This window comes from Bacteroides sp. FSHCM14E1 (assembly GCF_019633785.1).
Classification (GTDB): Bacteria; Bacteroidota; Bacteroidia; order Bacteroidales; family Bacteroidaceae; genus Bacteroides; species Bacteroides hominis.
The window spans coordinates 107,970-120,740 of the sequence record NZ_JADKYL010000010.1; the positions used below are offsets into that span (position 1 = coordinate 107,970).

Here is a 12,771-nt window from a genome sequence, read left to right on the forward strand (position 1 = left end):
CTTTATCTTATATTTAAAGGTGTTAGTAATTCGAACTTAAAAGCGTCGCAAATTTCGTGTTTTTTTCCGAATTATGAAAGAAAATGGTGATTTTGTTCTCTGCGGGTATACCACAGAGCAAACGAAGGGCACAGAGCTAAAATCAACGATCTGAACTCTGTGCCCTTCCCGGCTACTTAAAGGTATATCTTACTTCCTCTTTAAAACGTCACCACTGTCTTGTCGCCTGTAGCAGAGACGGCATACACTTTAAAGCCGTCCTTCCAGGCTGTTTTCATGGTAAACGTGGCAGTATTTGAGGGTGCTAATACTCCATCGGAGATACAAACCTTTTTACCCGTTTCATCCACTACTTCATAAGCTACCACATTTTTCCAATTGGTCATGGTAAATGTCGAACCGCTTCGCATAGCTGTTCCGGATATTATTCCGGGTTTGGTTTTATAGAGTTCTACCGAATTATCAGTTATATACTCTAAGGCAACATCCGGTTTCGGATATCCCAAAGCCTCTACACGCTTCTTTATCTCGTCGATACGGGACTGAGTGACAGTAAGTTTTCCAACTCCATAATCGTCCAGAGTGACATCTATCGGAGTCAGGAATCCCCATTTCGTGAAGAAATCCAGCAAATTGGCTTTAGCTATCAAACTACAGATATACACAAACTCAGTCTGTTGCTCTCCGGCAGTCTTCAGGTTATCGTGCGTACGTATATATTCGTATACATCCGGATAGAATCCTCCTTTATCAGCCTGCTGAAGCGGTGTCTGCCCAAGCACTTTGCCGAAATAAAGCTCCAGTTGCCAGAAAGGAACGAGTTTGCAGAAAACATCACTGTCACTGCCAAAGTTTCCGTGAGGAGCACCTGCCGCGATGATCTGGGTCCAGGCTTTGGAATATCGGTTCCGGCTACCATCTCCCATATTTTCTGTCTGCAGGCGTGAAGGCTGCCCGAAAATCGTAGTCTGAATATACTCCGACATAATGTTATTCGTCACTTCCGTAGTTCCCAGCCATTTCAATCCGGGACGTGTCTGGTTGCAATGCCCTATTTCATGTGCAGGCCCCCAGCATGAAGAAGTTTTCAGTTTATCCACATTACAAAGTTCCGCCAGTGTACCGTCATTGTACGCGGTGTGATAACTGGTGGCATACATATAGCTGGTATACATCACATGCAGATACATGCGGTTTTTAAACAATTTATTATACTTATATAGCCCCATCAGTTCCATCTCCGAATTCACGATCTGATCATAAGCATCGATCAATGCTTTTCCGTCCGGAGTGTGAGCACGGAAGCGCTCGGTAGGAAATGTGAGATGTGCATAATGTCCCACCACATCAAAATATTTATCGACCGCATTGTTCAACAATTTATTCCAATCGGAAGCCTGATGTTTGGCTACATCGAAATACCCGTTCACCTGTCCGGAAGCAATGTGTATCTTTACAGGTTGAGCTGTTTCATAGTCAGGGGTGTGATACAAAATATACATCAATCCTTTATTCCGGGCCGTAATCTTGTTGGCTCCTTCAGACAACGGATAGAAGGTACCTCCGAAACCGTCACCACCAGGGACGTCAAGGTTCTGAATCACTGCACTGATAATTTGCCCGTGCGTATCGCCGACCAAGACCATCAACTGTTCCCCGTCTTTTACCGAAATTCCCGTAGGATTGTCGCGCAGGCTGTAGGGACTGGTCTTATGTGTTTTCGACTGATCATCCGGATTGGGCCACGCTTTATAATCTTGAATACGGAACTCTGTCGGATACTTGCCTTGCTTCATATAGTAAGCTATGTTCTTGTAGAATGAATAAGGACAGTTTTCTATCTCTTCATCGGTAAGTCCGGGCTTCAGCTCAGAACAAGTTACATCAGTGAAAAGAGTCAACGGGTCAAATGCTCCCGGATTCTTTTTATAAAATTCCATTTCGGCACAGGCCGCAAATCCCTGTCCGTCTCCCGAACCTGATTTTACGATAAACTGAACGGATGTGACGCCGATTTGTGCCTTCGGAAAATTAATACGGACTGCGGCATTGGTACCTCCAAAGTTCTTAGTCATTATAGTATTCCATTCATCGGCCCCTCTGGTATTCGCATTTGACTTCACACGGATCTCTACTTCCTTGAAGTTACCATTCGGTCCCGAAGTACGGGGATAATATATAAAATAATCCATATCCGAACCCGCAGGGAAATTATAAGTCAACGTGATAGGAAAATAATGCTCTCCTGCGTTATTCCAATTAGAGTGGTAAATAGTACTCATATCTCCATCGAATGATTTATCAATATTTGAGCCTCCCTGGAAAGAACTTGCCTCGCCCGATTCTACCGGAACCTTAATATCGTCTTTAATACCTTCCATATCTCCGGATTCATATTCTCCCAGTCCTTTTTGAGTAACAGATACCAGAGCCTCAAGCTCTCCACCTACCTCTTTTACAGTAATATTGCCAGTGCGTTCACCGTCTTCAGGATTGGCCGAGACAATATATCTATGTGTCGTAGTCACCATTTCGGATGCACGCGTATCCGCCGGTTTTTCTTTGACCCATTCCGGCAATGTAATCGTCACCGGCACGTTTGTAGTTACATCGAACGCAATATCACTTCCGCTGGCCTCAACAGTAAATGTCTGTTGGGATATCAGAATAGCAGGATCTGATCCCAATTGGCGTACGTTAACAGTTTCCGTCAATGCATCGGCAGTCACTTTGATCACTGCCTCTCTGGTCTCTTTCCCGTCATATCCGGATACATTCACCGTCAATGTACTTCCGTTGACAGCAACCGAACACCAGTCCTTATCAGACCGTGCTGTCCAATTATCCGCATCGGTGACAATAGCAATGTCACGGGTCCCTGCGTCACTTTTAAAGTCAATTGCAGACTGCGCCACCTCAAGGGTGGTCGATGTTACCGTTTTCTCTTCTTCGGCAGAACAAGCATACAGCAACAAAGGTACGATTGCTGCAAAAATCATTGAAATTAGATGTTTCTTCATGTTATTAGGATAAATTAAACATAAGATAAATAAAACAAAGGAAATACAAATTTTGTTCTGGTAAAAAATGTCATTTGTATTTCCTTTTTGATAATTATTTGATTCTTCTATTTAGCATCAAGCCGACAGCCACCGGTTGCGCAGACTCATGCTACTTTATTTAGTCCCTATTGAATCCTGTTTTATTCAATGGTAGTCTCTCCGGTTTCCGGATCATAGGTTTTCACAATTACTTTAGAAAGGGCGAGTTCGGCCAGCGCAATCCAATTGGAACCGCTTGTAGACGATTTCACCTTAAACCAGAGATAACGGTAAGACGCGCCCGCTTTTATAATATCCGACTCGTAAGATGCAGCCTTGGTATTGGGCAAATCACTTAAAGACGCCAACAGGGTTGTCTGGCTTTCATCGTAATTCTTTCCATCAAAAGTATTGCTTCCCAGAATATCCATCTCTTTGGGATTATCCTTATTGCTATTATCACGACAAACATAAGAGAACAGGAAAGTAGACAAAGCATTCTCCTCACCCAAGTCGACCACAATGTAATGTGAGAAAGGTGTGGGACTGCTCCATGACATGTGAAAATAAGTGTCGTTCTTTCCATCTATCAGATTGGCGATAGGACCTTCACTGCTTTCCTGATCATCTGTATACAACTGTTTAGCGGATAAAGTCACATCACTCCGGTCTGTTTTAATCTGCTTCGGCGCAGGCAAGGCCCGTGCTGTTATACTGCAACTCTGTGATCCTTCCCCCGCACGGTTGCATGGTTGCAGTGTAAAGTCAATGTCGCCATAGCGGTGCAACAAGTTATCCACCAGCATGGTATCGCTCTTCACACTCGCAAGTCTCAGGCATTTCTTTCCGTCTTCCGGCAACGTATAAGTCACTTTCACATAATAATAATTGGAATCAGCCGGCACTGTCCATTTCAGTTTTATAGCCCCGGCTTTGGCTTCAGCCGACAGTGAATTCTGGTCTATAGTGGTCGGCATGGGGTACTTCTCGTCACTGGAGCACCCTGTCATATTTATCAGGCCCAGTATCGCGCATAGGCCAAGCAGTATTTTTTTCATCTTCAATTCTCTTTATAAAGATTAATAACCCGGATTGTTTACTAATTTTTCATTTCTATTAATGTCGTCAGAAGGTATCGGCAGCAGATATTGAGTCGGTGCCTCAAACTTACGTTCAAAGTCAATCGTCTTAATTGCCGCAAAATCTTCAATAGTGGTGGCGGCGATATTCAATCCCTTGGCTTTAGTTCCAAAATATTGCTCTGCCAGCAACCAGCGACGCATATCCCAGAAATTCTGATTCTCAAGATAGAGTTCGTTCATTCTCTCCTGACGAACAATCTGACGGAGCTTTGTCTGATCCAATGCAGCAACGCCACTCCATGCATTTTCTACCGTGGGGATACCGGCACGCTCTCTTACTTTATTCAAGTATTGTTTGGCAGTTTCCAGATCGTTAGTTTCCACACACGCTTCGGCATATGCCAGATAAAGGTCTGCAAGACGGATAATAGGCCAGGGATATGTATTCAGGTTGGTCGAATTGGTAGATACAACCGTACTGGGGTCGACTCCTTTTTTATTCAGATAACCACTTGGAGTATAATTTCCGGGACGTTGTACGGTCGCAGTACCACGGCTACAGTTTCCTCCCAAAACAAAATCACATATTAATCTGCTGTCCGAATTGTCTTTTTTTCCGTTACTCATCACATAAGCGGGATTAGTCGACCCGTTCATTACTTCGTAATATCCTCCCTGAAAAGCTACCCAAGCATAAAAACGAGGTTCACGTTCCAGATTGAACAGAAGCGTTTTACTACCTTCATGGGCCTCATCAGCATGGTCAGCATCCACATTTACAATCTTCAATTTGTCTTTATCTTTATACTCCGGATCTTCATCCCAAGGCAAACCGTTCTTGGTATAGAAACGATTCAACATAGTCCATGTCGGACCGATACCATTCCATGCCCAGCCATCAGTCACAAACGGCAATGACTTATTCTGTATACCGTATGAACCTTCGCTGCGGGTTTCTGCAAGCAGTACTTCCGGATTACGAGAGTCCCAATCGACCAAACTGGTACGTAGACATCTTACGGGGCCGGCTGCCGGATAAGGGTTCGCATCCTCATTACCTATCTTATAGTCTTGCTTCGTATACAAAGCATGCCCATTCTGCTCGGCAAGGTCAATCGCCTCTTTTATGGCTGTTCTCGCTTTTACCCATTTGTTGGGGTCGTAAGTAACAGGCATTAACATATTGCCCGATTTGTCCGCAAAGTTACTGTAGAATGCCGAGTTTCCGTTGAACAACGGAGAAGCTGCATACAACAACATCTTAGCTTTCACCGCTTTTGCTCCCACACTGGTTGCCAGTCCGTAATCTTCTTTATTGGTACGTATGGCAGGCAATGAAGCTGCGGCTTCATCTAACAGATTACATATCCACTCTACACATTCGTCATAGGGAGTCCGAGGCAAATATTCTGCCTGCGAAGCATTTACATTCGGCAGTTCTTTAATCAAGATAATAGGTCCGTAGCAACGTGCCAATTGATAATGATAATAAGCAATCAGGAATTTAACCTGTGCAATATAATCAGCCTTCACACTTTCAGTCAGATCGGGTACCTTGTCGACATTCTCTAAAAACAGGTAACATTGGCGCAATCCCTGAAAGAATGTGTTCCAATAAGAAATCACCGGCGACGAAGCCGTATAGTTTCCTTTCGGAAAACTGGCAAACGTTTCATGTTCAAAAGCTGTAATCACTTCATCTCCCGTCAGCAAATCAAGACTTGCCGACGCTACATTGCTCTGAGGCAGATAACCATAACAAGAATAAACAAAATTCTTTGCTGCATTCCGATCTTTAAATGCATCTTCCTCGGTCGTTATTTCATCAGGAACGATATTCAGGAAATCACATGAACTATATCCCAGCATCAGGAAAAGCAGGAACAGGAGTTTATATATTATCTTCATAAGTATTTATTATTTAAAAGTTAATTGAATACCAACATTATATGTACGCTGTGTCGGATATTTCATACCGGCACCTCCACCCATTTCAGGATCCCACAACTTAAATGGAGAAAAGGTCAGCAGGTTACTTCCATTCACATAGATTCTTGCCCATTTGAAACGATAGCCAATTTCCGCATTCCGCAATTTCAGGAATGAAGCATCGCGCAGCCAATAGGAAGATGATGCAGTATTGTTGTTATTATTATATTGTGTCAACCTTGGATACTTTGCATTCGGATTCTGGTTATCTTTGCTCCAATGGTCATCAGCAATCCACTTCAGGACATTACTTTTACTCTGTGTTCCAAACGGTTCGAAACCACTCATCATTAGTGACACATGGGTTTGTCCCTGGAAGAAGAAAGAGAAGTCCCAATTCTTCCACGTAACAGAAGGGCCGAATCCGTATATTATCTCCGGAATTGTGGGATACCCCAATACCACTCTGTCATCCGATGTTATTTTCCCATCATAATTTCCGTTAGCATCCGGCTGGTCCACATATTTCACATCTCCCGGCGCAATGGCAATATTGCCGATAGTCGACTGAGGATTATTGGCAATATCAGCCTGATCAATATACAGCCCGTCTGCTACATATCCCCAAATCGAGTTCAAGCTCTTTCCAACCTGCGACAATGCCGGACGAAGTCCTGCCGCTTCATCGTATTTCAAAACTTCATTGTGCGCATAGGTGAATGTTCCTTTCATCTGGATAGAGAGGTCCCGGTTCACCTGTTTTCCGTAGTCCAAAGCAAGATCAAATCCCGTATTCTTCACTTTAGCAAAGTTACCGTAGATTTTAGTATTGGCAGTCCCCAAGTAATTCGGTATCGAATTTTTCTGTTGGAAAATGTTATCCCTGATCTCCCTGAATCCGTCGACAGTAATATTTAATGAATTGAAAAACTGCAAATCGGCACCCACATTCAGTTTATGTCCCACTTCCCATGTAAGTTCGTTATTCTGGAAACGATTATAGGTAGGACCCGATAATGAAGTTGTACTCCCGCCATATCCGGTTGTATAAGACGGGCTGCTGTTCAGATTCACAATTGCCAGATAAGCAAAACGATCGCTACCAATCTGGTCATTACCTACCAAGCCATACGAACCACGGACTTTGAAATTGGAAATAACCGGTTTAATAGATTTCCAGAATTTCTCTTCACTGATATTCCATCCCAACGATATGGATGGAAACAATCCCCAACGATGTCCTTTGGCAAAACTTTCGGAACCATTGTATCCGGCATTTACTTCAAGCATATAACGGTGATCGTAATCATATGACAAACGTGCGGCAACGCCCATCTTACGTTTGGGAAGTGAGCCAATAAGACTGCTGTTTACATTTGTATTATAATCATCCTGGTTATAAAGCAGCATACCGCTTACATTGTGTGAACCGAAGGAACGTTCGTAATTAAGATATCCCTGAATGTAAAACCTGCGGTCGCCGTTAGTACCAAAGAAAGCATCCATCGTATGATTGCTCGGTTCACCGATAGGTGTATTGGTAAAATCATAGGAACCGTCTTCATTTTGTTTATAGTCGGAAAGCTGGTAACTATTGTATCCCTGCAGACGGAACTTCTGATTGTAGCTCCAATTTTTAAATGAGACCAAAGCCCTGAAGCTCAAACCTTTCGTAATAAAATCCAGTTTCTGGTCCCAATTCACATTGGCCACTACCGTGCTCTCGAATGTATCTTTATATCCTGCACTTGAAAGGGCTACCGGGTTGAGCGGTTGATAGTTACCTGCAAGAATACCTCCCCAATGGTACCATGTATCCGATCCTTGCGGAAACATAACCGGGAAATCAACAGGATTGGTTCCCATAATAGCACTGAATATATCTCCTACTCCATTTCCGTCCTTTGTAGTCAAAGGGCCATGCATGTCATTCAACTGCACATTCAGATGCAGCGAAATAGTAGAAGACTTTGACAGATGAAAATCCACGTTGTTCTGAAACGCATATTTCATATAGTCTATATTGTTTTTATAAGAGAAGAAATCACTGGAACGATCCTTCAACATACCGGTTTCATGGTTCATATTGACATTCATAAAATAAGTGATTTTAGAAGTACCCCCACGTACATTAAAATTCGCCTTTTGATTGAATGTTGCATCTTTGAAGACTTCTTTATACCAGTCTACATTAGGATAGATATAGGGATTCAGATTATTGATCGTACCGTTAATTCTTTCATCAGAATAAAGTACGGCTCCTGTTCCCTGATTGGTAACCGCTTCGTTGTACAAACGCATATATGTAGGTCCGTCAACGATCTCCGGTTTCTTGATCGGAGTATTCACATATCCTTCTATACGCACGCCGATGATCGGCCTTTCAAGATCACTACCCGATTTGGTTTTAATAATAAGTACACCGTTGGCTCCACGAGTACCATACATCGCCGATGCCGTAGCATCCTTCAATACAGAGAAACTTTCTATTACTTCAGGATCCAACGAATTCAGGTCTGCTTTAGACACTTCAACTCCGTCTAAAATAATCAAAGGAGAAGTCGCCCCATTCATCGTCGCAACACCACGAATAAAAAAATCGGCAGAATTCTGACCGGGCTCACCACTACGCTGGTAAGCAATCACACCTGACAGGCGTCCGGCAAATGAAGAAGAAAGATTGGCGGAAGGCACCAAAAGGTCTGAAGGACGTACGGACTGAATAGACCCGGTGATAGTCTCCTTCTTTTGTCCTGTACCAAACGCTGTCACCACCACTTCATCCAACTGCTGGGCATCTTCGGATAGGGTGACCGAAATAACCTTTTGGCTACCTACTTTCACTTTCTTGGTAACATATCCTATATATGAAATTTGTATTTCATTTTTAGGAGTTGCCGCAAGTTCAAACTTACCATCCACATCGGTAATAACGCCTGTAGTAGTACCCAGTAGCTGTACAGTTGCTCCAATGATAGGTTCACCGGTTTTAGAATCTGTTACCACACCGATAATTTTGGCTTTTTTTTGTTGTGTGCTTTCCGTTTTCTCTACTTTAAGAATAACCTCATTACCTTTAATGACATAACTGATATTGCTCCCTTTAAATACTTCGTTCAGGACGTCGTTGATGGAACCTTTACAATCGATACTCTTGAGATTTGTGTTTTTCAAATCATTAGCGTTGTAGAAGAAAGTATATGTACTACTTTTCTCTATAAGCCGGATGGCTTGAGGAATGGTGAGAGACTGACCTTTAACCACAATCTGTCCTTGCGCAGCAAGTGCAGACAACGGATAAAGCAGCAGAGCCATGACGATGTATTTAAGACACCGCTTCTGACAAGAAAATAAAAACTTGTTCATGCTTCAATTTTTAGATTTAACATTGGGTTAATAAATATTAGTTGTAAATAAGAATTCCTTCATTCATTTCTTTGCTTCTAAGATTCAGGCTAAAACAGATTTTATCAATAACGTCTTCCAAAGATTCATCATAGCGGATACTTCCGGTGAAAGCACAATTTTTATTCACTTTGTCGCTAATGGTGATATGAGAGCCATACATTTGATTCATAATACGGGTTAAGTGTTCCAAATTAAATTGGGTAAAGTTATAGCGCCCGTTTTGCCATTCTATGTTTTCTATCCGCCTCAGCTGAGTTCTTGCACTAACAGGATTATACACTAATTCCTGGAGTGGTTTCATTGCTATTTTATCATGGGTGGATTCTATATTAAATTCAATACTCCCATTAAATAGTGTAATTTCATTCGCATTAGGGTTATTCTGTTTTATCAGAAAGCAGGTTCCTTTCACTTCGATAAATGCTTTATCAATGTATACTCTGAATTTACTACCCGAATTCTTGCGAACTTCAAAAAGTGAATTGCCTTTCAGCCATACATCCCTGCATTCTTTAAAGTTTTCGGCAAAACGTATGGAGCTCCCCGGCTGCATCCATACTTTCGAACTATCCGGCAATAGATACATTCTGCTTTCTTGTGCCGTAAATTCAATATATTTCTCTATTTGAGTTCTACCCGTATTAGAGTACATCCAAAGTCCACCCACGATCAGAACAAGAGCTACAGAAGCAGCGATATACCATAGTTCTAAAGGAACTAACGTTATTACACATAAAAAAACAAGCAATTATTATTACCGGACAAAAACCACATATATCACTATAAAACAATAAATTAACATCCATAAAAAACCAAGATATGTATGCTATCGATATCATCAGAGACGATTTTCAATTAAAAAGTTATAATTCACATGTGGTGGTAAGCAGGTCTGTTGTGTATTTAGTTTTAGATAACACAAAATAGATTTAAGAAATGGATAAAAACAACAAGGAAATCGATCTGATCAAAAAACTATTATCAGATCGATTAGACAAAAAAGGACGTAAAAAGCTCTATCATTCGAATTTGATAAAGAAACAAATGAGAAAACAATGGAATGAAAACAAAAATAATCCGGTAGATACAGAGATTGGAAATCAGATATGGAATAAGATCGAGAACAGATGCAAAAAAGTTCACAAAAGAATAGTTCCTTTAGAACTTATCCAATAAATATATGTTGCTATTATTTTATTTATATAATAAGTGGATACATTATTCTATTAAGTCCATATAATAAGACAATACAGCTATCATAACATAATATCAATTAAACAAAATATGTTATTTTTTAATATTCTTGTAGAAACTGCATCTATTTAGAACAAAAAGATTACTTTTGCACCTCTAATTACTAAAACAGATGCAAGAGAAAGAAACAGTCAGGAAATTAAAGCATGGCGATCAGGAAGCATTTGCTTTTTTATACAATCATTACTGGAAACAGGTCTATAATTTCACAAAGCTTTATTTCACCGCTTCAATGGACATTGAGGAGATTGTGCAGGAAGTATTTGTGAAAGTATGGGAATCTCACCATTTTTTAGATGAAAACAAAAGTTTTGAGGGCTATCTCTTTATCATAACCCGGAATGTTATATTCAATCATTCACGTAGATACTATAAAGAAACAGCCCTCAAAATAACTGCGATACAAGCAGTCGAGGAATCTTATGATATGGAAGGAGAACTGGATGCCGCTGACTTAAAGAAATACATCGATGAACTTGTCATGCAACTTCCTCCCCGCCAACAAGAAGTATTCCGTATGAGCAGGGAGCTGCACATGAGCAACAAAGAAATAGCAGAACATTTTTCTATTACCGAAAAAGCAATAGAGCGGCATATCAACCTGGCTCTGAGATTTCTAAAAAAGAATCTTAATCTTTTCATGCTGTTCATGGGAGCGTGACTAAAATCGGGATTCCATTATTTTATCTGCCATCCACCTCCCAGTGCCTTATACACCTGTACCACAGCAATCAGTTCATCCCGCATCGCATTGCTAAGTCCGATCTGGGCATCGAAATATCCACGCTGGGCATCGAGTACATCGAGATAATTCGTCACTCCATTGATATATTGCAATTGCGCCAGATCTACGTAACTCTTAGCCGAACGTTCCAATTTGGCACGAAGATCATATACTTCCTTGATTTTATTAAAGTTCACAATCGCGTTCCGAGTCTCTTTGAAAGCGGTCAGGACAGACTTTTCGTAGCTGTGCACTTCAGCCTCGTAAGCAGCTTTCTTAGCTTTGAGGGCAGCACGATTTTTACCCCAGCCAAAAATTGGTGTAAGCAAAGCACCCTCCATTATACTATAAGGCGACTTCAACAGCTCGGAAAGTGCAGTGCTCTCCGATCCTACCCTGCCGGTAAGTGAAATGCGTGGAAACATATTTGTATAGGCCACCCCTACCCGGGCATTGGCGGCAATCAATTTCTGTTCAGCCTGACGAATGTCAGGACGGCGTTCAAGCAGTCCTGAAGGCAAACCGACAGGTAATTCCTGCGGAAAATTGAACTCCTGCAACAAGCGGCTACGTGTAATCTTATTGGGATACTCACCGGCAAGGAAAGCTATATCATTCTCTTTCAACGAGATTTTACGCTCCAGATCGGGTACCAACGTAGCAGTACGTGCCAACTCTACCTGCGACTGGCGATAAGAAGTCTCGGAAGTCAATCCCCCTTCAAAGCGGATACGGGCAAGGCGCATCCCCTCTTCACGTGCCTTCAACGTTTGACGGACAATGTCCAGTTCGGTATCAAGAGCCACCAGTTCATAGTATGCCTGAGCCACTTCAGCTACAATAGTCATCCGAAGAGCGCGTTGTGCCTCAACGGACTGAAGATACTCGGCAATGCTGGCGGAACGTGCCCAACGAAGATTTCCCCAAAGGTCGAGCTCCCAGGAGAAAAGAAGTTGCGCCTCGAAAGTATCGCTACGTTTGAAAGCATCTCCACCATGGTTTTCGTTTTCCCGTTCAGCAGTCACCGTACCTTTAATATCCGGCAACAGATTTGCTGTCGAAATGCGTTTTTGAGCTGCCATTTCCTTGACACGGGCAGCGGCTATCAACATATCTTTGTTATGCTCCAGTGCCCGGTCTATCAGGCTCCGGAGGGTACTGTCAGTATAAATCTGCCACCATTCCCTATCTCCGAAGCTCAGGGTATCCTGATGCTGTGCCAGACTATCGGGCAAGTTAAGGTCGGGACGGACATAACTTTTTCCTATCTTGCAAGAACCCAGGGTAAATGCAGTTAGTAAGAGAGTAATATATAAATAGCTTCTTTTCATAA

General features: G+C 42.1%; 8 protein-coding genes. 2 read left to right on the top strand and 6 right to left on the bottom strand.

Annotated features, from left to right (window positions below; genetic code table 11):
- Window positions 1–200: 200 nt before the first annotated feature.
- From ISX59_RS15455 to ISX59_RS15475, 5 genes are all read right to left on the bottom strand, one after another.
- Window positions 201–3,020 (bottom strand): M60 family metallopeptidase, encoded by a 2,820-nt coding sequence (locus ISX59_RS15455; protein WP_220576043.1) that lies wholly within the window; start codon window positions 3,018–3,020, stop codon window positions 201–203.
- Window positions 3,021–3,202: 182 nt separating this feature from the next.
- A complete protein-coding gene (locus ISX59_RS15460) occupies window positions 3,203–4,099 on the bottom strand; it encodes a discoidin domain-containing protein (RefSeq protein ID WP_220576044.1) in 897 nt (298 codons plus the stop codon).
- 21 nt (window positions 4,100–4,120) lie between these two features.
- Complete coding sequence (locus ISX59_RS15465) at window positions 4,121–6,031, bottom strand: RagB/SusD family nutrient uptake outer membrane protein (protein WP_005780152.1); 1,911 nt, start codon at window positions 6,029–6,031, stop codon at window positions 4,121–4,123.
- 9 nt (window positions 6,032–6,040) lie between these two features.
- On the bottom strand, window positions 6,041–9,418 hold the full coding sequence (locus ISX59_RS15470; RefSeq protein ID WP_005780154.1) for a TonB-dependent receptor: 3,378 nt from the start codon (window positions 9,416–9,418) through the stop codon (window positions 6,041–6,043).
- Window positions 9,419–9,455: 37 nt separating this feature from the next.
- The gene (locus ISX59_RS15475; protein ID WP_005807339.1) at window positions 9,456–10,046 is read right to left on the bottom strand and encodes a FecR family protein; all 591 of its coding nucleotides are present in this window, start codon (window positions 10,044–10,046) and stop codon (window positions 9,456–9,458) included.
- 350 nt (window positions 10,047–10,396) lie between these two features.
- Here ISX59_RS15475 and ISX59_RS15480 point away from each other — a divergent pair, with 350 nt between their 5' ends.
- Together ISX59_RS15480 and ISX59_RS15485 are read left to right on the top strand one after the other, a co-directional pair.
- Window positions 10,397–10,636 carry a hypothetical protein gene (locus ISX59_RS15480; protein ID WP_022012434.1) on the top strand — a complete coding sequence of 80 codons (240 nt, stop codon included), beginning with the start codon at window positions 10,397–10,399 and terminating at the stop codon, window positions 10,634–10,636.
- 190 nt (window positions 10,637–10,826) lie between these two features.
- The gene (locus tag ISX59_RS15485; protein ID WP_005780158.1) at window positions 10,827–11,375 is read left to right on the top strand and encodes an RNA polymerase sigma-70 factor; all 549 of its coding nucleotides are present in this window, start codon (window positions 10,827–10,829) and stop codon (window positions 11,373–11,375) included.
- Between the two features lie 17 nt (window positions 11,376–11,392).
- On the opposite strand, the gene ISX59_RS15490 is transcribed toward ISX59_RS15485, so the two are convergent.
- Window positions 11,393–12,769: an efflux transporter outer membrane subunit gene (locus tag ISX59_RS15490; protein ID WP_005780160.1), complete on the bottom strand. Its 1,377-nt coding sequence runs from the start codon at window positions 12,767–12,769 to the stop codon at window positions 11,393–11,395.
- Window positions 12,770–12,771 lie beyond the last annotated feature (2 nt).

What these genes read in the sequence shown, in the direction of transcription:
- ISX59_RS15480 (WP_022012434.1), top strand. Translation starts at nt 10,397, where the DNA reads ATGGATAAAAACAACAAGGAAATCGATCTGATCAAAAAACTATTATCA.
- ISX59_RS15485 (WP_005780158.1), top strand. Translation starts at nt 10,827, where the DNA reads ATGCAAGAGAAAGAAACAGTCAGGAAATTAAAGCATGGCGATCAGGAA.
- ISX59_RS15490 (WP_005780160.1), bottom strand. Translation starts at nt 12,769, where the DNA reads ATGAAAAGAAGCTATTTATATATTACTCTCTTACTAACTGCATTTACC.
- ISX59_RS15475 (WP_005807339.1), bottom strand. Translation starts at nt 10,046, where the DNA reads ATGTATCTATTGCCGGATAGTTCGAAAGTATGGATGCAGCCGGGGAGC.
- ISX59_RS15460 (WP_220576044.1), bottom strand. Translation starts at nt 4,099, where the DNA reads ATGAAAAAAATACTGCTTGGCCTATGCGCGATACTGGGCCTGATAAAT.
- ISX59_RS15455 (WP_220576043.1), bottom strand. Translation starts at nt 3,020, where the DNA reads ATGAAGAAACATCTAATTTCAATGATTTTTGCAGCAATCGTACCTTTG.
- ISX59_RS15465 (WP_005780152.1), bottom strand. Translation starts at nt 6,031, where the DNA reads ATGAAGATAATATATAAACTCCTGTTCCTGCTTTTCCTGATGCTGGGA.
- ISX59_RS15470 (WP_005780154.1), bottom strand. Translation starts at nt 9,418, where the DNA reads ATGAACAAGTTTTTATTTTCTTGTCAGAAGCGGTGTCTTAAATACATC.